Consider the following 24,549-nt stretch of genomic DNA (forward strand, 5'->3'; position numbering starts at 1 on the left):
CCTGAGGTCAGGGAGGAACGATGCTCGAGATCCGATCCGCGCGCAAAGTATTCTACAAGGGCCAGGCCGACGAGAAGATCGCGCTGGACGGTCTCAGCCTGTCGCTGGCCACGGGCGAGTTCGGCATCGTTATCGGCTCCAACGGAGCCGGCAAGAGCAGCATGCTCAATGCCATTTCCGGAGCTCTTGTCCTGGATTCCGGCAGAATCCTGATCAATGGCGCCGATGTGACAGCCATGCCGGTGTACAAACGGGCGACAAGACTGGCGCGCGTCTTCCAGGATCCGATGCGCGGCACAGCCGCCAGCATGACGGTGGCGGAGAACATGCTGCTGGCCGACCTGCGCAGCCAAAAACGCACGCTGCGGCAAGGGCTGAACGCCACGCGGCTAGCGTCCTACAAGGAGCGCCTGTCGATATTGGGCCTCGGCCTTGAAAATCGCCTCGATACCCGTGTCGACCTGCTCTCGGGGGGGCAGCGTCAGTCGCTGTCGCTGATCATGGCCGTCGGCGGATCGCCGGATTTGCTGCTGCTCGACGAGCATACGGCCGCGCTCGACCCGCGCACAGCCGAGATCGTCATGCAAGCGACGGTGCGCGCCGTCAACGCGCTGAAGCTGACCACCCTTATGGTGACCCACAACATGCAACACGCCGTCGACTATGGCAGCCGGGTGATCATGCTCGATGCGGGCCGGGTCCTGCTTGAGGTCACTGGCGAGGAGAAGGCGAGGGTCACGGTCATCGACCTGATCGGCCATTTTTCGGTCAAGACCGACCGCATGTTGCTGGCGAGCTGATCATCATGGGCTTTGTTCAGGAGGTTCTCACCAGCTTCGTCGCGATCATACCGGTCACGTTGGCGCAAAGCCTGATCCTGGCCTTCGTCGTACTCGGAATCATGATCCCGTTTCGCATGCTGAATTTTCCCGACCTAACCAGCGAAGGCGCGTTTCCGCTGGGTGGCTGCGTCTGTGGCGTGCTGCTGGCTGCCGGCGTATCACCGCTGGCGGCCATCGTGGTTGCGTTCGCGGCGGGCTTCGCGGCGGGTTGCTGCACCGCCTTCATCCACCTGCGTTTCCGCATCCACACGCTTCTCGCGGGCATCCTGATGATGACGATGCTCTACAGCATCAACCTTCGCATCATGGGCAAGTCCAACCTCTCCGTCTTCGGCTCGCCCACCGTGTTCGACTGGGTGCCGTTCGCGCGGCCGGGTTTTCCGGCCAGCAAGATCGTTGTCGCCGGCTTCATCGCGCTCATCGTCTTCCTTGCGCTCTATATGTTTTTCAGGACCGAGAAGGGGACTGCCGTGCGTGCCGTGGGCGCTAACCCCGATATGGCCGAGGCTCAAGGCATCAATGTCTGGGCGGCGACCATTGGTGGTGTCGGGCTGGCGAGTGCATTTTCGGCATCGAGCGGCGCACTGATGGTGCAGTCGCAGGGCTTCGCCGACGTCAATATGGGGCTGGGAATTCTCATCAACGGGCTTGCCGCGCTGATGATCGGCGAGGCGGTCGTCGGCAAGCAGACGGTCTGGCGCCAGCTGCTGGCGCCCTTTGCCGGCGCGATCATCTACTACCAGCTGGTGTCGTTCTGCCTTGCCGCCGGCATGCCGCCTCCCGACCTGAAGCTTGCCACGGGCCTGTTCGTGCTCGCCATGCTTGCTCTGCCCAGCCTCAAGCACAGCCGGGGCCCGGCACCCGCGCGCGAAGCGATCCGTGAGTAATCAGACTTGAATAACCGAGGAACGCCACAAATCATGCGTGCAACGCTCGATCTCGCAGCAGTCGAAGCCATGGATGCGGCGGATCCGCTGCGTGCCATGCGCGACCGGTTCATCTTGCCGGAAGGCGTGATCTACCTCGACGGCAATTCGCTGGGCGCCGCGGCGCCAGCCGTCTTCAACGAGCTGCAGAAGGCCGCGACGCAGGAGTGGGCGCAGGACCTCATCCGCGCCTGGAACACCGCCGGCTGGTTCGATATGCCGGTCGCGCTTGGCGACCAGCTGGGGCGCCTGATCGGAGCAGCGACGGGCCAGACGGTGGTCTGCGATACGACGTCGATCAACATCTACAAGGTGCTGCATGCCGCACTCAACATGAGGCCGGACCGCACGGTCATCGTCGCCGAGGGCGACAGCTTTCCAACCGATCTCTACATGGCCGAGGGCGTGGCCTCGACACGGCCGGGCACGGTGCTGCGGCTCGAGGGTGTCGATGCGCCGACTATTGAAGAGCTGATCGACAGCCAAGTCGCGGTTATCCTGGTCAACCACGTCAACTACAAATCCGGACAGCTGCGCGACATGGCAGCCCTGACGCGCAAGGCCCATCAGGCCGGCGCGCTGATCGTCTGGGATCTCTGTCACACCGCTGGTGCCTTGCCGGTCGAACTCGATGCCGCCAATGCCGATTTCGCCATCGGCTGCACCTACAAATATCTCAATGGCGGCCCCGGCGCGCCGGCCTTCATCTATGCCGCGACACGCCATCACGACGATGTCCATCAGCCGCTGAGCGGCTGGTGGGGCCATGCGCGGCCATTCGCCTTCGAGCAGGGTTTTGCCGCCGGCAGCGGCATCCGCCGGTTCCTGTGCGGCACGCAGCCGGTGCTGTCGATGCGGGCGCTGAAGGGCGCGCTGGATATCTGGGACGAGGTCGACATGGCGGCGGTGCGCGAGAAGAGCATTGCCTTGACTGACCTGTTCATCCAGCTCGTCGAAGCCAAATGCGGCGCCTATGGGCTCGAACTGGAAAGCCCGCGCGACGGCAATGCGCGCGGCAGCCAGGTGTCGTTCCTTCATCCGCATGGCTACCAGGTGATGCGGGCCCTGATCGAGCGCGGCGTGATCGGCGATTTCCGCGCGCCGTCGACCATCCGCTTCGGCTTTACGCCGCTCTATGTCGGCTACAGGGACGTGTGGCAGGCGGTCGAGGTGCTGGAGGACATCCTACGCACCGGCGCCTGGCAGGAGGCGCGTTTCGCGGTCAAAACGGCGGTGACTTGAGACGTCGGCGCAATTTCAGGAAAAGTGTTGGCGGTTTTCCGTCCGAAATTGCGCCAAGCAAAAAGTCAGAGCCGAGTTCGGACCGTCCACAGTTCAGGAAACAGCACGACCTCGAGCATCTTCTTGAGGTAGGAAGCGCCTGAGGTGCCGCCGGTGCCGCGCTTCAGGCCGATGATGCGCTCGACCGTGGTGACGTGGTTGAAACGCCAGCGGCGGAAATAATCCTCGAAATCGACCAGCTTCTCGGCAAGCTCATAAAACATCCAGTAGCGCTGAGGATCGCGGTAGACGGTCTGCCAGGCAACCAGGACCTCTTCGTTCTCGGTGCGGGTTTCACGCCAGTCAGTGCGCTTGGCATCGGCGCCGATGTCGAACCCGTTGCGCGCCAATAGGAGCAGCGCTTCGTCGTAGAGCGACGGCTCGGCCAGGATGGCTTCCAACTTGCCGCTCAAGTCTGGCCGATGCTTGTGTGGGCCAAGCATTGCGAGGTTGCGGTTGCCGGCCATGAATTCGATGGCGCGGTACTGCCAGGACTGGAAGCCCGAGGATTGGCCGAGCGCGTCACGGAACTCGGTGTATTCGCTTGGCGTCATGGTCCGCAGCACGTCCCAGGCGTTGTTCAACTGCTCGAAAATGCGCGCGACGCGCGACAGCATCTTGAAGCTAGGCTCGAGCCGATCAGCGCGGATGGAGCGGATCGCGGCGGCGATCTCATGCAAGGCGAGTTTCATCCACAGTTCCGAGGTCTGGTGCTGGATGATGAACAGCATCTCGTCATGCGCCGACGACAGCGGCGTCTGTGCCTCCAGCACTTTTTCCAGATGCAGATAGTCGCTGTAGGACATGCGTTCCTTGAACGACATCTGCGCGCCTTCCGACGCCGGATCGTAGGGCTCGCTCAATGGATTTTCTCCGTGCGCAGGCGGAAGCGCTGGATCTTGCCGGTCTGGGTCTTGGGCAGCGCGGCGATGAACTTGACCGAGCGCGGATATTTGTAGGGCGCGATCGTCGCCTTGACGTGGTCCTGCAGGCGCTTGATGGTCAATGCATCCGCTGCCACGCCTTGCACCAGCACGACATGCGCCTCGACAATCTGGCCGCGTTCGCCATCCTCGGCGCCGATCACGGCGCATTCGGCGACATCGGGATGCGACAGCAGCGCCGCTTCGACTTCGGGGCCGGCAATGTTGTAGCCGGCGCTGACGATCATGTCGTCGGAGCGCGCGGCGAAGTGGAAGAAGCCGTCCTCGTCCTGGGTAAACGTGTCGCCGGTGAGGTTCCAGCCGTCGCGCACATAGTCCTTCTGCCTGTCATCGGCCATGTAGCGGCAGCCGGTGGGCCCGCGCACCGCCAGCCGTCCGGTCTCGCCGCGCGGCACTTCGCGCATCGCGTCGTCGACGATGCGCGCTTCGTAGCCGGCTACCGGCTTGCCGGTGGACGCGGGCTTCATGTCGTCAAAACGGTTGGAGATAAAGATGTGCAGCATTTCGGTGGCACCGATGCCGTCGAGGATCGGCTTGCCGGTCTTCTTGGTCCATTCCTCGAAGACCGGAGCCGGCAAGGTCTCGCCGGCCGAAACGGCGACGCGCAGCGATGACAGGTCGGCGCCTTCATCCATGGCCTTCAGCATGGCGCGATAGGCGGTCGGCGCGGTGAAGGAGATGGTCGCTCTGTAGGTCTCGATGATGTGGATCATGTTGGGCGGCGTCGCCTGTTCCAGCAGTGTCGCCGCCGCGCCGAAGCGCAGGGGGAAGATGGCGAGGCCGCCAAGGCCGAAGGTGAAGGCGAGTGGCGGCGAGCCGACAAAGATGTCATCCGGCGTCACCTGGAGGATTTCGCGCGCATAGGCGTCGGCGATGATCAGAAGGTCGCGGTGGAAATGCATCGTTGCCTTCGGCACGCCCGTCGTGCCCGAGGTGAAGCCGAGCAAGGCGACGTCGTCGCGACCGGTGTTGACGGCAGTGAAGGTCACCGGCTTGTCGAGGGCGGCGCGATCGAGCTCGGCATCATGGTTGGCGGTGCCGTCGAAGCCGATCACCTGCTTCAGGAACGCACTGTCCTTGGCGCAGGCGGTCATCTCGTCCATCAGCCTGGTGTCGCAGAGCGCGGTGGTGATCTCCGCCTTGTCGACGATCTTGGTGAGCTCGCCCGCGCGCAGCATCGGCATGGTGTTGACGACCACGGCGCCGACCTTGGTGGCGGCCAGCCAGCAGGCGACCATTGCGGGGTTGTTGGCAGAGCGGATCAGCACCCGGTTGCCCGGTTTGACGCCATAATTCTCGACCAGCGCATGGGCCAGCCTGTTCGTCCAGTCGGACAGTTCCTTGTAGGTGCGGCGGCGGCCATTGCCGATCAGCGCGGTGTGATCGCCGAGGCCCTTCTCGACCAGCCTGTCGGTCAACTCGACGCCGGCGTTGAGGCGGTCGGGATAGTCGAAGCCATCGAGCAGGAAATCCGGCCATTGATCCGGCGGCGGCAGATGATCGCGCGTGAACGTGTCGATATGCGCTGAAGGCCCAAGCATGTCGCCGCCATCCTGTCTGCTGCCTGGCCAGTGCGCGAAAAGCACATGTCCGAGGTGGTGGATCTGAAGTTCCCGTCTTTTCGCGAGAGGCTTCGTGCAGCCAGCTACACCTGTTCGGCGACGCCACCGGGAAAGGGTGAACATCCGCAGGTTTGGACAGCACAGCAGACCTCCCATTGTCGGCTGTTCGTGAGGCAGGATCGCACCAGTCGAAATTTGTTTCAAGCCTAAAATGTTTTGCGCTGGAGCATTGACGCATGGCATGGTGGTGGCCATTGCTAGCGTGAAAACCGAAGCGCTTGGGGGAGGGTGCGGATGCTTGGACATCGCATTGAGGATTGGGACAATGCCTACGCCAACAGCGCGAACATTGCCCGCAGTGACCGCTGGCCGGCCGCGTGGACGGAACCCGCGCAAGCCTTTCGCGACGCGATGTCGGCGCAAGGCCGGGCACGCATCGACATCGCCTATGGTGAGCGACCACGCAATCGGTTCGATCTTTTTCTTCCAGAGGCTTCGCCCAAGGGCCTCGTCGTGTTCATCCATGGCGGTTACTGGATGGAGTCCGACAAGAGCACCTGGTCGCACCTGGCCAAAGGCTCGGTCAGCAGCGGTTTCGCGGTGGCGATGCCGTCCTACACGCAATGCCCGGCCGTACGCATAGCCGGCATCGTGCGCGAAATCGGCGTGGCGATCGGCACGGCGGCGGCAATGGTGGACGGGCCGCTGATGCTGACCGGGCATTCGGCCGGCGGACATCTCGCCAGCCGCATGGTGACCATATCAACGCCTCTGGCCGCCGATGTGGCAAAGCGCATACGCCATGTCGTTTCGATTTCGGGTCTCCATGACCTGCGCCCGCTCATGCGCACCTGCATGAACGAGGCCCTGGCAATCGACGAAGCCGAAGCCCAGGCAGAAAGCCCGGCGTTGCTGCGCCCCATGGACGGCGTTCGCCTCACCTGCTGGGCCGGAGGCGGGGAGCGGTCCGAGTTCCTGCGCCAGAATGCGCTGCTGGCCAACATCTGGACCGGGCTTGGCGCCGTCACCAGCACCGTGGTTGAGCCCGACCGGCATCATTACGATGTCCTCGATGGCCTAGCCGATCCGGCGCATGCACTGACACAGACCTTGATCTCGGAATAGCCGAGATCATTTTTCTATATTATCAGCGATCTATGGGACGATTCTTCAGCGTAACATAAGCACGCTGCAGGAGTCTCCCGCAGCGGATGCGAGAGCAAAAGGAGCCCGCACGATCAAACCGTTGGCGTCGGAGAGCATCCTCAGCATCGAGGAATCCTGGATGCCGAACGGCGTCGCCACCAGTTCGCCATCGTTCTCCTCGACCACCGCCCGCACATAATCCTGGCGCAGGTCATTGGCCGGCATCCCGACGCCCAGCCGTGCCTGACGAATGTCCTGGCGATAGTTGCGGCCGCCGAGCCTTGCCAGAAGCGGTTTCAGGAACAATTGCGAGCAGACCAGGCTTGCCACGGGGTTGCCTGGCAGCCCGATGCACCTGATATCGCCGAGGCGCCCGAACATCAGCGGCTTGCCGGGGCGCATGGCGATTTTCCAGAAGCCGAGCGTCATGCCTTCGCCAGTCAGCACGTCATGGATCAAATCGTGGTCGCCGACCGACGCGCCGCCAAGCGTGACGATGACATCCGCACCGGCCGCGACCGCTTTCCTGACCAGCGCGGCAATGGCCTCCTGGCGGTCAGCGGCAATGCCGAGGTCGAGCGCTCGGGCGCCGACCGATTGCGCGGCGGCAGCAACACCGTAAGCGTTGGACGAGATGATCTGGTCCGGCCCGAGTTCGCTGCCGGGCGGCAACAACTCGTCGCCGGTGGCGATGATGGCGACCAGTGGCCGTTTGACCACGTTCACCCGCGGATGATTGGCCGATGCAGTCAGCGAAAGAGCCGCCGGATCCAGCACCCGGCCTTTTTCCAGCAAGACGTCGCCTTGGGAAAAGTCGAGCCCGACGCGGCGGATGTTGCGCCATTCGGCGGTGGGCTCGATCACTTCTATGTTGCCGCCGCCAAGATCCCGGACGTTTTCCTGGATGACGATGGTGTCGGCGCCGTCAGGCAGCGGGGCGCCGGTGAAAATGCGCACCGCCTGGCGTTCGGCGACCGTGCGGTCAAAGCCACGGCCGGCCGGCGCCATGCCGATCACCGAGAGTTTCGATGGCACGGACGCCACGTCGGCCGCGCGCGCGGCATAACCATCCATGGCCGAGGCATTGAAGGGCGGCTGGGTGCGAAGCGCCACGACCGGTTCGGCCAGCACGCGATCGACCGCCTCGATGAGGGGAACGCTTTCGCCGGCCAGCGGCGCGGCACCATCAAGCAGGCGTTCGAGCGCCTCCGCGACCGGAACCAGCGCCATCAGGCGTCGGCCTTGTAGTCGCCGGACTTGCCGCCGGTCTTCTCGACCAGCCGAATGCCGGAGATAACCATGGCGCGGTCCACTGCCTTGGCCATGTCGTAAATGGTCAGGCAGGCCACGGAAGCAGCGGTCAGTGCTTCCATCTCGACGCCCGTCTTGCCGGTGACACGCGCCAATGCAGTGACTTTCAGGCCGGGCAGCGCATGGTCGGGCTCGATGTCGACGGAAACCTTGGTCAAGAGCAGCGGATGGCAGAGCGGGATCAACTCATGCGTCTTCTTGGCCGCCATGATGCCGGCGATGCGCGCGGTGCCGAGCACATCGCCTTTCCTGGCATTGCCGGCGAGGATGGTTGTCAGCGTCTCGGCTTGCATCGAGACGAACCCTTCAGCGATCGCGGTGCGCGTCGTCTCGTCCTTGTCGCCGACATCGACCATGTTGGCCTCGCCCTGCGCGCCGAGATGGGTGAGGGCCGATGTCATGATCAGGCGGCCTCTACCGCCGCCTTGCCCGTCAAAAGCAGGTGCGTCGCCGCGGTGACATCCTGTTGCCGCATCAGGCTCTCGCCGACGAGGAAGGTGCCGATGCCGCTCTTCTGCATCCTGAGGCAATCGTCATGGGTAAAGATCCCGCTCTCGCTGACCAGCAGGCGGTCGCCCGGCACCATTGCCGCCAGCCGCTCGGAAGTCTCAAGACTGGTTTCGAATGTTCTCAGATTGCGGTTGTTTATGCCGATCAACCGCGACGACAGTTTTACCGCACGCTGCGTTTCGGCCTCGTCATGCACCTCGATCAGCGCATCCATGCCGAGTTCGAATGCGGTCGCTTCCAATTCGCTCGCCAGGGCATCGTCGACACTGGCCATGATGATCAGGATGGCATCGGCGCCCCAGGCGCGCGCCTCGTACACTTGATAGGGATCGAACAGAAAATCCTTGCGCAGCGCGGGCAGGGCGACGGCAGCCCGTGCCTTGGTGAGGAACTCCGGCGCGCCCTGGAAGGACGGTGCGTCGGTCAGGACCGAAAGACAGGCGGCGCCGCCTTTCTCGTAGGCCCGGGCCAATGCCGGTGGATCGAAATCGGCCCGGATCAGCCCTTTGGAAGGGCTTGCCTTCTTGATTTCGGCGATCAGGGCGAAGCCGCCTGATCCGCGCTTCGCCTCGAGGGCCGCGAGAAAGCCGCGCGGCGCGTCTGCATCTTTTGCGCGCGCCTTGATCTCGGCCAGCGGCAAGCGTGCCTTGGCGGCGGCGATCTCCTCGCGTTTGTAGGCTTCGATCTTACGCAGAATGTCAGACACGGTTCACCCGTTCGAAACTTCGACCAATCGGTCGAGGACCTGCAGCGCCCGGCCGCTATCGATGGCTTGCGCGGCGAGCGCGATGCCGTCGCCAAGCGTCGTTGCCTTGCCCGCGATCACCAGTCCGGCGCCGGCATTCATCAGCACGGTGTCGCGATAGGCGCCGGCAGCGCCGCCCAGCATGTCGCGCAATGCCTTGGCATTGTAGGCGGCGTCGCCGCCGCGCAGTTCGTCCTTGGTATGGCGCTTCAGCCCAAATTCTTCCGGGGTCAGCGTGAAGCTGCGGATCTCGCCGCCGATCAGTTCCGCCACCTGCGTTTCGCCGGTGGTGGTGATTTCGTCATAGCCGTCGCCGTGAACGACCCAGGCATGCTCGGTGCCCAGCGCCTTCAGCGTCTCAGCGATTGGCAGGATCCATTCCGGCAGAAAGACCCCGACCATCTGCCTGACGACGCCAGCCGGGTTGGAGAGCGGTCCGAGCAGGTTGAAGATGGTGCGGGTGCCGAGCTCGACGCGGGTCGGGCCGACATGCTTCATCGCCGGATGGTGCGCGGGCGCGAACATGAAGCCGAGGCCGGTCTCCCGGATGCAGCCGCCGATCGTTTCCGGTGAGATATCGATCTTGAGCCCAAGGGCGATCAGGACGTCCGCGGCGCCAGTCAGCGAGGACAGGCCGCGATTGCCGTGCTTGGCGACAGGAACGCCGCTGCCGGCGATGACGAACGCCGATGCCGTCGAAATGTTGACGCTGTGGGAATTGTCGCCGCCGGTGCCGACGATGTCGATGGCACCGGCGGGCGCTTCGACGCGGAGCATCTTGGCCCGCATGGTGGCGACAGCGCCCGAAATCTCGCTCACCGTTTCACCACGTACGCGCAGCGCCATCAGGAAGCCGCCGATCTGCCCGGGTGTCGCGTCGCCCGACATGATGATGTCGAAGGCCTCGCGCGCTTCCTCGAAGGAAAGCGCGCTGCCGCCCGCGACCTTGGCGATATGGGTTTTCAGCGCGCTCATCTTGTCGAGGCTTGGGCAACGGCGGCCTGGTCGATGCGGACGTCATACTGCGTCTGCAACTGCGCCACCAACTGGTCGAGCAGATCGTCCGACATGCCGGAGGTGAAGGATTTCTGTGCGTCCTCCGGCACCGAGCTGGCATCGGCCCCGGCGGGTTCGAACACTTCGGCGACCTTGAACAGGATCTGTCCGTCGCCGGTGGGCGAGGGGATCAGCCCGGTGCCGCCTTCGCCGACGCCGAACATGACGGCGGCGCCCTCCTTGCCGAAATCGGCATCGTCGGCTTCGCGCTTCAGGCCGCGCTTGGTCTGCTTCTCCAGCTTGAGCTCGCTGGCGATGACGTCCAGCGTGGCGCCAGCCTTGAGCCGTTTTTCGAGTTCGTCCGCCTTGGCGGCGAGCCGCTTGGTGGTCTCCGCCGCCGTCCAGTCCGCGACGACCTTCTGGCGGACCTCATCGAGAGTACGGTCGCGAGCCGGCGTGATCGAACCGACCTCATAGAAGACAAAACCGTTGTCGGCCGTGGTCAGCGCCTCGTTTTCGGTGTTGGGTTCAGCGTCAAAGACCGCCTTGATCAGCGCCGGCGATTCCGGCAGGTCCTTGACGACCGAGCCGTCCGGCCTGAGGCCGTTGCGGTCGATGGCTTCGATGGTGACGTCCTTCAGCTTCAGCTTGGCGGCCGCTTCGGCCAGGGAACTGCCGGAGGCGCGGGTGTCTTCGTAATTGTCGTGGACATCCAGCAGGATGCGGCTCGCCTCGCCCAGCGCCAGGTCCTTGCGGATCTGGTCGGAGACTTCGGTGAGCGGCTTCACCACCTCGGGCTTGATCTCGGTGACGCGCAGCAGCACCGGACCAAAGGCACCCTGAACGACCTGGCTGACTTCATTGGCGTTGAGCGTGAACGCGGCATCGGCAACCGCCTTGTCGGCGATCTTGTCCTTGGCGAGCGTGCCAAGCAGCGTGTCTGCCGGTGTCTTGCCTTCGGCGGTCACCAGCTTTTCGAAAGTGGCGCCGGCCTTTAGCGAATCGAGCGCGGCCTTGGCAGCATCCGGTGTCTTGAACACAAGCTGCTCGATGGTGCGCATCTCGGGCGTGGTGTAGCGCGCCTTGTTCTTGTTGTAATCGTCGCTGACTTGTTGGTCGGTAACCGCGGTCGTATCCATGATGTCCACCGGCTCCAGGCGGACATAAGAGAATTTGCGGTACTCGGGTGCGGCGTAGGTCTTCTTGTTGGCTTCGAAATAGGCCTGAAGCACGCTGTCGCCCGGTGCCTCGATCGGCTCGACGAGGGCCTTCGGCAATGTCAGATAGTCGACGGTGCGGTCCTCGCCGCGATAGAGCGCCACCGCCTTTAAGAAGGCGTCCGGCGCCTTGAGTCCGTCCGAAACCGCCTCGACGATCTGCTGGCGCACCGCCACCTGGGCGCGGTTCTTCAGATAATCCTCGGGCCGCATGCCGACTTCGCGCAGCAGGTACTCGAACGTCCTCCTGTCGAACTCACCGCTCGGCCCCTTGAAGGCCGGATCCTCGCGCGTCAACTCGGCCAGCCGGTCCTTGGACAGGCCGAGGCCCAGCTTGCGTGCCTGTTCATCGAGAACGGCGCCGGAAACGAGCTGCGCCAGCACCTGGTTGTCGATGCCGAGCGCCTTTGCCTGTTCATGGGTGAGGCGCTGACCGAATTGCTGCGACATGACGGCCAATTGGCGGTCATAGGCGAGGCGATATTCGTTGATCGATACCTTGGTGCCACCAGCCGTTATCACCGAATCGTGGCCGGCAAAGCCGCCCATCAGCCGCCCGGAGATGCCCCAGACCAAAAAGCTGAGCACCAGCAACACCAGTAGACCTTTCGCGACCCAGGTACCCGCCGCGTTTCTCAATATACCAAGCATCGTTACTTCCGATTTGTGCGCCTTTTTCGCAGGCGCCGAGTCTGAAACAAGCGCAATAGCGCCCTTCCGGTCCACTGTCGATTGCTTTGTGGCCTGATTTTGGTAGTGAGGGCCAGAGCCTGATATCGCCCGGAGAAGCAGACCATGACGCCAGGAATTCGCCCGCTCGTTGCCGGCAACTGGAAAATGAACGGCACCAGCGCCTCGCTGAACGAGCTCAGGATGATCGGCAACGGGTTCATGAGCGGGCTCGACGCCGAGACCGAGGCGCTGGTCTGCGTTCCCGCGACGCTGCTTTCCCATGCCGCGGAGATTCTGTCGCGCACGCCCGTCCATGCCGGGGGTGAAGACTGCCACGCCAAGGAAAGCGGCGCCTACACCGGCTGCATCTCGGCGGAGATGCTGAAGGATGCGGGCGCGAGCCATGTCATTGTCGGCCATTCCGAATGCCGCGAACAACGCGGCGAGGACGATGCGACGGTCCAGGCCAAGGCAACCGCCGCATGGCGCGCCGGATTGGTGGCCATCGTCTGCATCGGCGAGACGCAGCAACAGCGCGAAGCGGGCGCCACGCTCGACGTGCTGTCGCGCCAGGTCGCCGGCTCGGTGCCGCCGAGTGCCACGTCATCCAACACCGTCATTGCCTATGAGCCGGTGTGGGCGATCGGCACCGGCCTGACGCCGACCGCGGCCGATGTGGCCGAAGCGCATGCGCATATCCGCGAAAAGCTGTCGGAAAAACTCGGCGCCGCCGCTGCCAGGATACGCATCCTCTATGGTGGCTCGGTCAAGCCGTCCAATGCGGTGGAACTGCTGGGTGTCAGGAATGTCGACGGCGCCCTGGTCGGTGGCGCCAGCCTGAAAGCGGCTGATTTCCTGGGTATCGCTGAAGCCTATCGCAGCATTCCCGGCTGAGATCCATGACGCTGGACGGGGCTCATCCCGTCCAAATTCGTTGCAAAGGGCGCGTTGCTTCCCATATTCCGGCCACGGGCTTGGAAATGCCGTGAAAGCATTGTATTGAGCCGCCTCCAATTCACCGGTCGTGTCCGCGGCCGGGCAAGGCCTTGCCAGGATAAACTATGCAAACCGTACTGATCGTCATCCATCTCATGGTCGTGCTCGCCCTGGTCGGCGTGGTGCTGCTGCAACGCTCTGAAGGTGGCGGCCTTGGCATTGGTGGCGGATCGGGCTTCATGACGGCGCGCGGCGCCGCCAATGCGTTGACGCGGGCGACGGCGATCCTGGCGGCGGCTTTCTTCGTTACGTCGCTGACGTTGTCGATCATTGCCCGCTACGGCGAGAAGCCGATCGACATTCTCGACCGCGTTCCCGCGACTTCGGACGGTGCTGGCAAGGGCGTGCTCAACCAATTGCCCGGCACGACGACCCCGGCGCCCGCCGGCAATACCGCGCCGACGCCGCCATCCGGCAATGACGCCGCGGCGACGCCTCCGGCAACTGCCCCGGCGACCGCGCCTGCTGCCGGCGCAACGCCGCCGGCAAGCAACGGCACCACCAACACCGCGCCGGCGACACCGCAAGTCCCGAACCAGTAAGCTCCACCTGGTCCAGGCCGCGATCTGTGATCGTTTGAACACAGTCGCGGCAAATGCTGCGCGATCACGAAGATTCGACGGGCAGCAGCGCGGTCTCGCGCTTGAGGCATACGCGCTTATTCGACTATAGATTGCAGGCGGCATTTTCGGTGTCCTTGGGGGGCGCCGGGCGGCGCCGTGGGCAACAAGCATTGAACGATCGGATCTTCGCCATGCAGCTTCGCAGCTTCATTTTCCTGGGACTTTGCGCCGCACTCGGCCTGAGTTCCCCGGCTTTCGCCGGCGTGCCGGCCAATTTGGCCGCCAACCAGTCGGTCGACAAAACCGACGCCATCAACGTCGCAGCCAAGAGCGATGCGGCGCAACTGAAGCTTCTCAAGAAGAAGAAAAACCCGACACCGGACGACCTCACCCAGATCAAGAAGATCGAGGCCAAGATCGTTGCCGACAAGGAAGACGCCAAGGCCAAGGCGCTGGAAGCCAGGAAGCTGGCGATGCGTGAAGCAGCCAAGGCCAGGGCCGACGCGGACCGGCAGGCCTTCCTGGCCCAGAAGGGCAAGACTGCTCCGGCAACCGAAGTGGCCGAGGCCAAGCCTGCCAAGAAGACCACCAAGGTGATCGAGCCGATTGAACCGATTACGCCAATCCAGTCGGCCGAGCCGCTCCCGGCCGAGGCGATGAACGTCGCCTTGACCGGCAACAATGGCGAACTGCGCAGCGAGGTCGTCGGCCAGACGCGGCCGAGCAGCGGCGGCCTGTTCGCCGGCCTGTTCGGCGGTACCTCGTCCGGTTCGTCGATCAGCTATCTGCCCGAGACCCGCGCGCTCGACTCCGCGCTTGCCAAGAAGGATGCCAAGAAGCCGTTCAAGGTGAAGCCGGAATTCGTGCCGCAGGACGTGGAGTTCACCGGCTACGATGCCGGCACCATCGTCATCGACACCAGCGCGCGCCGCCTCTATCTCGTCGAATCATCGACCACCGCGCGTCGCTACGCGATCGCGGTCGGCCGTGAAGGCCTGCAGTTCAAAGGCACGGTTGCCGTTGGCGACAAGCAGGAATGGCCGCGCTGGATCCCGACGCTCGACATGCAGAAGCGCGAACCGAAGCATTACGCCCAGTACAAGGACGGCATGCCCGGCGGTGGCCAGAACCCGCTCGGCGCGCGCGCCATCTATCTCTATGACGGCAAGAAGGACACGCATCTGCGTATCCACGGCACAATCGCGCCGCAGTCGATCGGAACCAGTGCCTCCAATGGCTGCTTCCGCATGATGAACGAGCACGTCATGGACCTCTACAGCCGCGTCAGGGTCGGCACCAAAGTCGTCATCATCTGACGTTTTCACCATCATGCCGAAAGGGCCGGCCCAGCCGGCCCTTTTGTTTTGCCTCGTTCACGATCAAGCCTGTTCGGTCGTGATCCCTGGACAAACGGAAACCGTTTGCCCGAGAAAACCGGATTCCACTTTTCAGGATCACGGTCCAAGCGCCTTTTTGGGAAAAAGCCTTCGCGGTGGTTTTTTCTCTGGCGGAATCAATCCGGCCGCGTTAAGCGATGACTCCCATGGCGCGATATGTATTCATCACAGGCGGCGTGGTTTCCTCACTTGGAAAGGGCATTGCCGCAGCGGCCCTAGGGGCTCTCCTGCAGGCGCGAGGTTATCGCGCACGCATCAAAAAACTCGACCCTTACCTCAATGTCGATCCCGGCACGATGTCGCCGTACCAGCATGGCGAGGTGTTCGTCACCGATGATGGTGCGGAGACCGACCTCGATCTTGGCCATTACGAGCGCTTCACCGGCCGCTCGGCCAATCAGCAGGACAACATCACCACCGGCCGGATCTACAAGAACATCATCGAGCGCGAACGGCGCGGCGACTATCTCGGCGCCACCGTCCAGGTCATCCCGCACGTCACCGACGAGATCAAGAATTTCGTCCTCAACGGCAATGACGACTATGATTTCGTGCTGTGCGAGATCGGCGGCACGGTGGGCGACATCGAGGCGATGCCGTTCCTCGAGGCGATCCGACAGCTCGGAAACGACCTGCCGCGCAACAATGCCGTCTATGTGCATCTGACCTTGATGCCCTACATCCCGACGGCGGGCGAGCTGAAAACCAAGCCGACCCAGCATTCGGTCAAGGAATTGCGCGGCATCGGTATCGCGCCGGACATCCTGCTGGTGCGTGCCGACCGCGCCATTCCCAAGGAAGAGCGCAGAAAGCTGTCGCTGTTTTGCAATGTCCGGGAAAGCGCCGTCATCCAGGCGCTCGACGTGCCGCATATCTACGACGTGCCGATGGCCTACCACAAGGAAGGGCTCGATTCGGAAGTGCTGGCCGCCTTTGGCATCGATCCTGCGCCGAAGCCGCGCATGGAGCCCTGGCAGAAGGTCTCCGATCGCATCCACAGCCCGGAAGGCGAGGTGACCATTGCCATCGTCGGCAAGTATACCGGCCTCAAGGACGCCTACAAATCGCTGATCGAGGCGCTGTCGCATGGCGGGCTCGCCAATCACGTCAAGGTCAAGCTCGACTGGATCGAATCGGAGATCTTCGAAAAGGAAGATCCGACGCCGTGGCTGGAAAAGGTGCATGGCATCCTGGTTCCCGGCGGCTTTGGCGAACGTGGCTCCGAAGGCAAGATCCTGGCGGCGAAGTTCGCGCGCGAGCGCAAGGTGCCGTATTTCGGCATCTGCTTCGGCATGCAGATGGCTTGTATCGAGGCGGCGCGGTCGCTGGCGGGCGTCGAGCATGCGTCTTCGACCGAGTTCGGCCCGACCAACGAGCCGGTTGTCGGCCTGATGACCGAATGGCTGAAAGGCAACATGCTGGAGAAACGCCGCGAGACCGGCGATCTCGGCGGCACGATGCGGCTCGGCGCCTATCAGGCCGATCTCGCCAAGGGATCCAAGATCGCCGATATCTATGGCGACACGCAGATTTCCGAGCGCCATCGCCACCGATACGAGGTCAATATCGACTACAAGGAGCGGCTTGAGGATTGCGGTCTGGTGTTTGCCGGCATGTCGCCGGACGGTGTCCTGCCGGAAACGGTCGAATATCCCGACCATCCCTGGTTCATCGGCGTGCAGTACCATCCCGAGCTGAAGAGCCGGCCACTCGATCCGCATCCGCTGTTCGCCAGCTTCATCGAGGCTGCGGTCGAGCAGAGCCGACTGGTGTAGGCACCCGATAGAGCGATCCACCGTCTCACGGAAACGGTGGACCGCTCTATCCCTTTGTTTCGATGCAATTCCTGTCGGAAACCCTCCTGGAATTGCTCAGGCGAGGCCCACTTGATGCAGACCTATGTGGCGCTCCTCTACAGCATCATTCTTGGCGCGGGGCGGCGGGTCGTCATGTCGGACCTCAAGGCGATGGCGGAAAGCCTCGGCCTCAGCAATGTTCGCACTTTGGTGGCGACCGGCAACCTTGTCTTCGAGAGTGAAAAGACTGCCATCCCCGTCCTTGAAAGGCGGCTGGAGGCCGCTTTCGAAACGGCCTTTGGCCGCCATGTCGACATCATCGTCCGCGGCGCCGGAGATTGGCTGAAACTCGCGTCACGCAATCCATTCCCCAGCGAATCGACGGGCGCCGGCGATCAGGTCGCGGTGCGCGTGATGCGCAAAGCCGTGGCCGAAGATGTCCTGCCAGGGCTTCAGGCCCATGCCGCCGAGGACGAGAAGGTGCTCTTGGTCGGCGGCGACATATGGCTCGTGTTCTCGCGGGAAAGACCAAGCTCACGGTTGCTTGCGGCCGCCAATCACAAGCGCATGGGCATAGGCACATCGCGCAACTGGAACACTGTGCGCAAACTGGCCGAGATGGTGGGCAGCGGGCAGTAGGGATTCCCTGACGCCTACCGCCTACTCCCTCATTTTCAGGCTTTCGCCGTCCTGGCGCCCGCACCCACGGCGGCGGTGCGCAGCACGTAGTAGATGACGCCGGCGATGGAGACACCGAAGAACCAGCCGTAGACGCCCCACCAGGCCGGCAGCCAGTTGGTGAAGTTCGGCAGGATCGACGAGAAGACAGCACCAATGCCGGCGGCGATGAAGGCATTGACATGCCAGCCGCCCTGGAAACGGAACTCGCCATGCTCGCGATAAAGCGCCTCGACGTCGACCTCGCCTTTGCGGATCAGATAGTAGTCGACCATCATGACGCCGAAGATCGGTCCCATCGTCGCGCCGATGACGCCGACAAAATGCGCCGCGCCGCCTTCCCACGGGGCGAAGGGATAGAGCACCAGCGCGATCAGCGCCGCGATGTAGCCGCCTTTCTTGAAGTCGATCTGGCGCGGGAAGACGTTGGAGAAGTCGAAGGCCGGCGAGACGAAGTTGGCGACGACGTTGATGCCGAGCGTCGCCACCGCGAAGGTCAGCGCGGCAAGGGCCGCCAGGAACCAGCTGTCGAACTTGGCCGAGATCTGGTCGGGATGCAGCAGCACTTCGTGATAGACGTCGTAGGCTGCAATGGTGGTGACGCCAGCGACCAGCGAGAACAAGATCAGGTTGACCGGCAGGCCCCAGATATTGCCCTTGCGCAGCGCAGCCTTATCCGGCGCGTAGCGGGCGAAGTCGCAGAAATTGAGATAAAGCGCCGAGAAATAGGTCACCCAGATCGCGGCAACCCCGAAGAGTGCCGTCCACGATCCGGGATCGCCCGGAATGCCGGCATCGGCGGTCTTTTCGCGCAGCACATCCATTGGAATATCGCTGGTGAAGGCGAAGGTCCCTGACTTGACGCAGAGATAGATGGCCAGGAGCAGCATCATCACCCAGACCGCAGGCCCAGCCCAATCCTGGAAGCGGCGTACCGTTTCCATGCCTCTCTGGATGATCAGCAGTTGCAGCGCCCAGATAATGACGAAGCAGATCACTTCCAGTGTGGAATGGCCGAGAAGATGCGACGTCTTGTTGAACTCGTCGAACCATTGGATACGGGTCAACAATGCCACGATCGCGCCGGATGCGGCCGCCGTTTGCGCGCCGTACCAGAAGCAGGCGACGATGGCGCGCACCAGCGCCGGTATGTTGGCTCCCCAGACCCCGAAGGAGGCGCGAGCAAGCACAGGGTAGGGCACGCCGGTTTTCACGCCGGCATAGCCGACCATGTTCATCAGCGCGTAGATGATCAGTGACCCCATGCCGATGGCTATGATGAAATTGACGAAGCCGCCGCAGAACAGAAACAGACTGGCGGCGAGATAGTAGCCCCACAGACTATGGACGTCCGACGTCCAGACGTTGAAGATCGAAAACGCTCCCCAGTTTCGAACTTTGGCCGGAGCGAGGTCCTCATTGTATAGGCCAGGCGATGCGCCCTGTATCGTCATTGCAATATCCCCTTCTTGCAGCACGCGCCCTCACGCGTTGGCCGAAGAGGTTACGCCTGACGCTGGGGAACCGACAAGCAACCCATTTGCCGGCTTTGGCCTTAAAGATATTCAATATGAACCGCGATTATCGACGGATCGCATTGGTGGGCCGTTGTTGAACAAGGCGGTCCGGTGATTCGGATTCGGCAACAACGGCTCGGGCTAGGTGATGGCCATTACCCGCTTGTGGTCCTCGACTTCGGATAATAGCCAATCCTGAAACAGGCTGGTGCCTGGCTTGTTGCCGATGCTGCGAGGCCGGTGCAGATAAATGCCGGCCGGGTAGGTGTGGCGGGCACGAAACGGGGCGACGAGTTTGCCTTGCTCAAGAAAATCCTGTGCCATCATCGTGTCGGCAAGCGCTATTCCGGCGCCATTGATCACCTCGCGCATGATCAGCGTGCAATCATCCAGCGTCGTGCTGGATTTTGGCGTCGTATCCGAGACACCTTCCTGCTCCAGCCACCGTCTCCATCTCATGGTCTCGCATTCATGGATCAGGTGGTGATTGACCAGATCGGCGGGCGATCGCAGCGGCACGGGCCCTTCGAGCAGTGAGGGCGCGCAGACAGGCGTCAGAACCAGCGGGATGAGCAACGTCAGAGCCGGGCCGGCCTTGTAGACGAACTCGTCGACTATGGCCAAATCGAAGTTGGCGGGCTTGCCTGATGTCGAGATCTCCAGATCCACCGTCGGGTGCAGCCGGCGAAAGTTCGGCAAGCGGTCCGCCAGCCAAAGGTTCAGAACGACCGGCACGCACAACACCCGGACACGTTGGGTCCTGCCGTGACCCGGACCGTCGGTGAGGCTGACATCGTCAGTGGCGCGCCAGATGGCCTCGAACGCCTCGGAAAGGCTGCGCGCATAATAAGAGCCCCTGATGGTCGGCGTTATCTGGCGAAAGCCGCGCTCGAACAGATCCTGGCCGAGATTCCTTTCAAGCGCACGGATGTGGCGGCTTATGGCCGAGGGCGTCAGGTGCAGTTCTTCGGCCGCATCCTTGATGCTGCCGAGACGTGCGGCGGCCTCGAAAGCGCGCATGCCATTGAGTGACGGTAAGGCCATGAGCCAATCATGAATTGTCAGTTGAGTTTTTGTCAATCGACTTGGGCAAAATTGGCGTTTGATCGCCTGGCCTGTTCGGGGATACCCAAAGACAAGAGCGACTAAGTCGCCGTCCAAAAACAATGATTTGGGGCCTGCGGCACCATTCCACCAATGGCGGAGGCCGGCCTGATCGGTTTCACCGCCGGCGGCGGGAGCATTGCGCACATCAGCAAATGGGAGAACGACTGCATATGCCTCAATCGCCAGTGCCGGTCTTCGAAACGGTGGACGAGATTTCCGCGGAAGCCTCTGTCGTCGTGATCTTGCAAACCGCCCAAACAGGCTTTGGCCCCCGGGCAGCGGCGCTGGATGCTGAAATGGGCGGGATTCTGTCCCGCGCCTGCTCCGACCCGGCCGCATTGGCCGAATCCGGCACCTGCATCGATCTCATCGCCCCACAGGCCGTGTCGGCCCGGCGCGTAATCGTCCTGGCCCTGGGCAAAGCTGAAGCCGTGAGCGCCCTGTCATTGGCGCGCGCCGGCGGTTTGCTTGCCGCGCATCTGGAAGGCAAGGGCGAATGCGCCGCCACGCTTGTCCTCGACCCTATTGCCGGTGTCGGCTTGCCCGGAGCCGAAATCCTGGCGCGCGTCGCGCTTGGCATGCGGCTGCGGCGCTATCGTTTCGACATGCGCAACCGGCGCCAGGGGGCGGGAGCGGATCGAACCCTGCGGGTGCAACTGGTCGGAGCAAGTAGCGCGGAGCTGACCCCGGCGCTGGCCCGGGTCAATGCAATCGCCGATGGCGTCGAATACGCGCGCACGCTGGTCAACCTGCCGCCGAACCATCTTCACCCCGACAATTTCCACGATCATCTGGAGCCGCTGCGCGAGGCCGGCATCGACATCGAAATACTCGATGCCGCGCAACTGAAAGAGCTCGGCATGAACGCGCTGCTGGCGGTCGGCTCCGGCTCGGCGCGGCCGCCACGGGTGGCCGTGCTGCGCTATCGCGGCAAGGGTGCTCCCTCCCAGCCGATGGCGTTCGTCGGCAAAGGCGTCTGTTTCGATTCCGGTGGCCTCTGCATCAAGCGCGGCGAGCAGATGTTCGACATGAAGGCCGATATGGGCGGAGCGGCGGCGGTGGTCGGCCTGATGATCGCGCTCGCCCGGCAAGGCAGTCCGGTACACGCCGTCGGCGTCCTCGGCATTGCCGAGAACATGCCGTCCGGCACAGCGCTCAAACCGCGCGACATCATCACGACGGCCTCGGGACAGACCGTGGAAGTGTTCGACACCGATGCCGAAGGGCGCCTGCTCCTGGCCGATTGCCTCCACTACGCGGCAACACGCTTCAATCCGTCGGTGATCGTCGATCTGGCGACGCTGACCTATTCGGTGACGCGCGGCCTGGGATCGATATTCGCCGGCCTGTTCAGCACCGACGATGCGATTGCCTTGCAGATGATCACGGCCGGTGAAACCGTCGGCGAGCGGTTCTGGCGGCTGCCGCTCGACCGTGCCTATGACGAGGGGCTGCAATCGCCATTCGCCGACCTCCGCCACCATGCGAAGGACATGGAGGATGGCGATGCTCCCTATGCAGCTGCTTTCCTGCGCCATTTCACGGAAGATCGCCCATGGGTGCATCTCGACATCGCCAGCAAGGAGTTGACCGACACCGATCGGCCCTTGGGCAGGCAAGGTGCCACCGCCTTCGGCGTGCAGATGCTGGAAGAGTGGGTGCAGGCCAGCCGCAGGGTAAATTAGGCGCCTGCCGTCAGGGACAGCAAAGAGATGCGTTCGAACGTGATGGGGAACCGGGATGTCGTCTGAGATCATTGGCAGGGAAGGGCGGGCCACCTTCCGCGGCTACGAAACCTGGTATCGGATCTCTGGCGACATCGACGCCGCCAAGGCGCCGGTGGTGATCCTGCATGGTGGGCCAGGCGCCGCCCACAACTATGTCGATGCCTACAAGCTTCTTGCCCGAGGAGATCGCGCCGTCATCCACTACGACCAGTTGGGCTGCGGCAATTCCACATTGCTGCCCGAGAAAGGCGCCGACTTCTGGACACCTCGGCTTTTCATCGACGAGCTTGAAAACCTCGTAGACCGTCTTGGCATTCGCGCGGGATTCCATGTGCTTGGCCAGAGCTGGGGTGGCATGCTAGGCGCCGAATACGCGGTCACGCGGCCGAAAGGTCTGAAGTCGCTGACCATCGCCAACTCGCCGGCTTCGATGAAGCTGTGGGTCGAAGAGGCCAACCGGTTGCGCGCCGACCTGCCCGAGGACGTGCAGGAGACACTGACCCGCCACGAGCAGGCCGGCACGACGGACGATCCGGCCTACCAGGCGGCGACGATGGTTTTCTACGAGCGGCATGTCTGCCGGGTCGTGCCGTTCCCGCCAGAGGTGACGGAGACCTTCGCCCAGGTCGTGCGCAATCCCACCGTCTATAATTTGATGAATGGGCCGAACGAGTTCCACGTCATCGGAACCCTGAAGAATTGGAGCATCATCGACCGCCTGCCGGCCATCGATGTTCCCACGCTGATCATCTCCGGGCGTCACGACGAGGCCACGCCCGCGACCGTGCAGCCCTTCAAGGACGGCATCCGAGGATCGCGCTGGGAGATATTCGAGCACTCCAGCCACATGCCGCATGTCGAAGAACAGGATGCGTGCATGCGGGCGGTGGGAGACTTCCTGGACCACAACGACAACTGAGAAAAGGGGAATCAAGACATGAAGAAACTGCTTCTGGCGGCATCAGCCGCGGCATTGCTGGCCGGCACATGGTTGGCCCCGGCACAGGCCGAATATCTCAAGGAGCACCGAGGCGGCACCATCCGCCTTCTGGCGCGCTCCGCGGCGGGAACGCTCGACCCGCACATCAACTACACCGACCAGGGCTGGCAGATGTACCAGCCGATCTATGACGGGCTCGTGGCCTTCCGCAAGGCCGAGGGCATGGACGGCTTCACCATCGTCCCCGACCTGGCCGAGGCGCTGCCCGAGGTCACCAATGACGGCAAGACCTTCACCTTCAAGCTGCGCAAGGGCATCAAGTTCTCCAGCGGCCAGGATCTTGGCGTGAAGGATGTCGTCGCCTCATTCCAGCGCATCTTCAAGGTTTCAGGGCCGACCTCCGGCACGTTCTATGCCGGCATCGTCGGCGCCGACAAATGCCTGGCCGACACCAAGGGCTGCACGCTGGAAGGCGGCGTTGTCGGCGATGAGGCGGCCGGCACCATCACCGTCAACCTCACCAAGCCCGACGCCGAAATCCTCTACAAGCTTGCCTTGCCACATGCCGTGGTCCTGCCGGCGGATACGCCAGCCGAAGACATGGGCTCCAAGCCCATCCCCAGCACCGGTCCGTACATGATCTCCGCCTTCGACCCCAACAAAGGCATGACGGTTTCGCGCAATCCCAATTTCAAGCAGTGGAGCGAGGAGGCGCAGCCGGACGGCTATCCGGACGTTGTCCAATATGATTTCGGCCTGTCCGAGGAAGCGGCCGTCACCGCGATCCAGAACGGCGAAGCGGACTGGATGTTCGACGCATTGCCGAGCGACCGCCTGGGCGAACTTGGCAGCAAGTCCATGGACCAGTTGCACATCTCGCCGCTTTCGGCCTGGTGGTACGCCCCGCTGAACAACCGCCTTGCTCCATTCGACAATGAAAAGGCGCGCCAGGCCGTTGCCTATGCGATCGACCGCAACACACTGGTCAAGCTGTTCGGCGGCAAGGTGCTGGCCTCGCCGGTCTGCCAGGTCCTGCCGCCGGACTTCCCCGGCCATGAAGACTATTGCCCCTTCACCAAGGACCCCGGCGCCAAATGGTCGGCACCTGATCTCGACAAGGCCAAGCAGCTCGTCGAGGAATCGGGAACCAAGGGCCAGAAGGTGACCATCATCGTCGAGGATACCGCCATTTCTCGGTCGATCGGCGTCTATCTGCAGAGTGTGCTGACGACCATCGGCTATGTGGCCGACGTCAAGCCGATCTCGTCCAATATCCAGTTCACCTACATCCAGAACACCAACAACAAAGTGCAGATGTCCGTCACCCAATGGTACAAGGACTATCCGGCGGCTTCGGACTTCCTGAACATCCTGTTCAGCTGCGCTTCCTTCCGTGAAGGTTCGGATGCTTCGATCAACATCGCCGGCTTCTGCGACAAGGATATCGATGCCAAGATGCAAAAGGCGCTGGACCTTGGCGTGACCGACCAGAAAGCCGCCGACAAATTGTGGGCCGAAATCGACAAGCAAGTCACGGACAAGGCACCGGCCGTCGGCCTCTTCACGCCGAAGCGGCTTGACTTCGTCAGCAAACGGGTTGGCAATTTCAAGTTCAACCGGCAGTTCAACTGGATGATCACCCAGTCCTGGGTGCAGTAACGACCTTTGGAGGGACA

21 protein-coding genes are annotated in these 24,549 nt (G+C 63.0%); 12 read left to right on the forward strand and 9 right to left on the reverse strand.

Features of this window, described 5'->3' with window-relative positions:
- The first annotated feature begins 20 nt into the window (after positions 1 to 20).
- The 3 genes from MesoLj_RS21705 to kynU are packed head-to-tail and all read left to right on the forward strand — an operon-like array spanning position 21 to position 3,010.
- Positions 21 to 800, forward strand: a complete 780-nt coding sequence (locus MesoLj_RS21705) for an ABC transporter ATP-binding protein (protein ID WP_202322341.1) — start codon at positions 21 to 23, stop codon at positions 798 to 800.
- A gap of 5 nt (positions 801 to 805) precedes the next feature.
- Entirely contained in the window at positions 806 to 1,729 is a 924-nt protein-coding gene (locus MesoLj_RS21710; protein WP_202322343.1) for an ABC transporter permease, read from the forward strand.
- A 33-nt stretch (positions 1,730 to 1,762) separates the two neighbouring features.
- On the forward strand, positions 1,763 to 3,010 hold the full coding sequence (kynU, locus tag MesoLj_RS21715; RefSeq protein ID WP_202322344.1) for a kynureninase: 1,248 nt from the start codon (positions 1,763 to 1,765) through the stop codon (positions 3,008 to 3,010).
- Between the two features lie 65 nt (positions 3,011 to 3,075).
- Here kynU and kynA read toward each other — a convergent pair whose 3' ends face one another.
- Together kynA and MesoLj_RS21725 are read right to left on the reverse strand one after the other, a co-directional pair.
- Positions 3,076 to 3,912, reverse strand: coding sequence for a tryptophan 2,3-dioxygenase (gene kynA, locus MesoLj_RS21720; protein WP_081294742.1), 837 nt, complete (start codon positions 3,910 to 3,912; stop codon positions 3,076 to 3,078).
- Positions 3,909 to 5,534 carry an AMP-binding protein gene (locus tag MesoLj_RS21725; protein ID WP_202322345.1) on the reverse strand — a complete coding sequence of 542 codons (1,626 nt, stop codon included), beginning with the start codon at positions 5,532 to 5,534 and terminating at the stop codon, positions 3,909 to 3,911. The genes kynA and MesoLj_RS21725 overlap by 4 nt, the downstream gene beginning before the upstream one ends.
- Positions 5,535 to 5,849: 315 nt before the next feature.
- On the opposite strand from MesoLj_RS21725, the gene MesoLj_RS21730 reads away from it, so the two are divergent.
- Positions 5,850 to 6,680, forward strand: a complete 831-nt coding sequence (locus MesoLj_RS21730; RefSeq protein WP_202322346.1) for an alpha/beta hydrolase — start codon at positions 5,850 to 5,852, stop codon at positions 6,678 to 6,680.
- A 45-nt stretch (positions 6,681 to 6,725) separates the two neighbouring features.
- Here the strand turns inward: MesoLj_RS21730 and MesoLj_RS21735 are convergent, their stop codons facing one another.
- From MesoLj_RS21735 to MesoLj_RS21755, 5 genes are read right to left on the reverse strand one after another with little or no spacing between them, the layout of a single operon-like run.
- Complete coding sequence (locus MesoLj_RS21735; RefSeq protein WP_202322347.1) at positions 6,726 to 7,931, reverse strand: molybdopterin molybdotransferase MoeA; 1,206 nt, start codon at positions 7,929 to 7,931, stop codon at positions 6,726 to 6,728.
- Positions 7,931 to 8,413, reverse strand: a complete 483-nt coding sequence (moaC, locus tag MesoLj_RS21740) for a cyclic pyranopterin monophosphate synthase MoaC (protein WP_140773598.1) — start codon at positions 8,411 to 8,413, stop codon at positions 7,931 to 7,933. The genes MesoLj_RS21735 and moaC overlap by 1 nt, the downstream gene beginning before the upstream one ends.
- Positions 8,414 to 8,415: 2 nt before the next feature.
- Positions 8,416 to 9,228, reverse strand: coding sequence for an indole-3-glycerol phosphate synthase TrpC (gene trpC, locus MesoLj_RS21745; protein WP_202322348.1), 813 nt, complete (start codon positions 9,226 to 9,228; stop codon positions 8,416 to 8,418).
- A 3-nt stretch (positions 9,229 to 9,231) separates the two neighbouring features.
- Complete coding sequence (gene trpD / locus MesoLj_RS21750) at positions 9,232 to 10,242, reverse strand: anthranilate phosphoribosyltransferase (protein ID WP_202322349.1); 1,011 nt, start codon at positions 10,240 to 10,242, stop codon at positions 9,232 to 9,234.
- A complete protein-coding gene (locus tag MesoLj_RS21755) occupies positions 10,239 to 12,131 on the reverse strand; it encodes a SurA N-terminal domain-containing protein (protein WP_202322350.1) in 1,893 nt (630 codons plus the stop codon). Before MesoLj_RS21755 ends, trpD begins: the two co-directional genes overlap by 4 nt.
- A 144-nt stretch (positions 12,132 to 12,275) precedes the next feature.
- Between MesoLj_RS21755 and tpiA the strand changes: the two genes are divergently transcribed.
- The 5 genes from tpiA to MesoLj_RS21780 all read left to right on the forward strand — a co-directional run bounded on the left by tpiA (position 12,276) and on the right by MesoLj_RS21780 (position 17,543).
- Complete coding sequence (gene tpiA, locus MesoLj_RS21760) at positions 12,276 to 13,046, forward strand: triose-phosphate isomerase (protein ID WP_202322352.1); 771 nt, start codon at positions 12,276 to 12,278, stop codon at positions 13,044 to 13,046.
- Between the two features lie 167 nt (positions 13,047 to 13,213).
- Positions 13,214 to 13,690, forward strand: a complete 477-nt coding sequence (secG, locus tag MesoLj_RS21765) for a preprotein translocase subunit SecG (RefSeq protein ID WP_140773608.1) — start codon at positions 13,214 to 13,216, stop codon at positions 13,688 to 13,690.
- Between the two features lie 212 nt (positions 13,691 to 13,902).
- Positions 13,903 to 15,027 carry a L,D-transpeptidase gene (locus MesoLj_RS21770; protein WP_202322354.1) on the forward strand — a complete coding sequence of 375 codons (1,125 nt, stop codon included), beginning with the start codon at positions 13,903 to 13,905 and terminating at the stop codon, positions 15,025 to 15,027.
- Between the two features lie 218 nt (positions 15,028 to 15,245).
- The gene (locus MesoLj_RS21775) at positions 15,246 to 16,883 is read left to right on the forward strand and encodes a CTP synthase (RefSeq protein WP_081294741.1); all 1,638 of its coding nucleotides are present in this window, start codon (positions 15,246 to 15,248) and stop codon (positions 16,881 to 16,883) included.
- 114 nt (positions 16,884 to 16,997) lie between these two features.
- Complete coding sequence (locus MesoLj_RS21780) at positions 16,998 to 17,543, forward strand: DUF1697 domain-containing protein (RefSeq protein ID WP_202327388.1); 546 nt, start codon at positions 16,998 to 17,000, stop codon at positions 17,541 to 17,543.
- A gap of 35 nt (positions 17,544 to 17,578) precedes the next feature.
- Here MesoLj_RS21780 and MesoLj_RS21785 read toward each other — a convergent pair whose 3' ends face one another.
- Together MesoLj_RS21785 and MesoLj_RS21790 are read right to left on the reverse strand one after the other, a co-directional pair.
- Positions 17,579 to 19,036, reverse strand: coding sequence for an NCS1 family nucleobase:cation symporter-1 (locus MesoLj_RS21785; RefSeq protein ID WP_140773614.1), 1,458 nt, complete (start codon positions 19,034 to 19,036; stop codon positions 17,579 to 17,581).
- A 204-nt stretch (positions 19,037 to 19,240) separates the two neighbouring features.
- Entirely contained in the window at positions 19,241 to 20,350 is a 1,110-nt protein-coding gene (locus tag MesoLj_RS21790; RefSeq protein ID WP_244735120.1) for a LysR substrate-binding domain-containing protein, read from the reverse strand.
- Between the two features lie 26 nt (positions 20,351 to 20,376).
- Here MesoLj_RS21790 and MesoLj_RS21795 point away from each other — a divergent pair, with 26 nt between their 5' ends.
- The 3 genes from MesoLj_RS21795 to MesoLj_RS21805 are packed head-to-tail and all read left to right on the forward strand — an operon-like array spanning position 20,377 to position 24,532.
- Positions 20,377 to 21,891, forward strand: a complete 1,515-nt coding sequence (locus tag MesoLj_RS21795) for a leucyl aminopeptidase (RefSeq protein ID WP_202322355.1) — start codon at positions 20,377 to 20,379, stop codon at positions 21,889 to 21,891.
- A gap of 55 nt (positions 21,892 to 21,946) precedes the next feature.
- The gene (locus MesoLj_RS21800; protein WP_140773618.1) at positions 21,947 to 22,852 is read left to right on the forward strand and encodes a proline iminopeptidase-family hydrolase; all 906 of its coding nucleotides are present in this window, start codon (positions 21,947 to 21,949) and stop codon (positions 22,850 to 22,852) included.
- 18 nt (positions 22,853 to 22,870) lie between these two features.
- Positions 22,871 to 24,532 carry an ABC transporter substrate-binding protein gene (locus tag MesoLj_RS21805; protein WP_140773620.1) on the forward strand — a complete coding sequence of 554 codons (1,662 nt, stop codon included), beginning with the start codon at positions 22,871 to 22,873 and terminating at the stop codon, positions 24,530 to 24,532.
- Positions 24,533 to 24,549: the final 17 nt, after the last annotated feature.

Source organism: Mesorhizobium sp. 113-3-9 (assembly GCF_016756515.1).
Classification (GTDB): domain Bacteria; phylum Pseudomonadota; class Alphaproteobacteria; order Rhizobiales; family Rhizobiaceae; genus Mesorhizobium.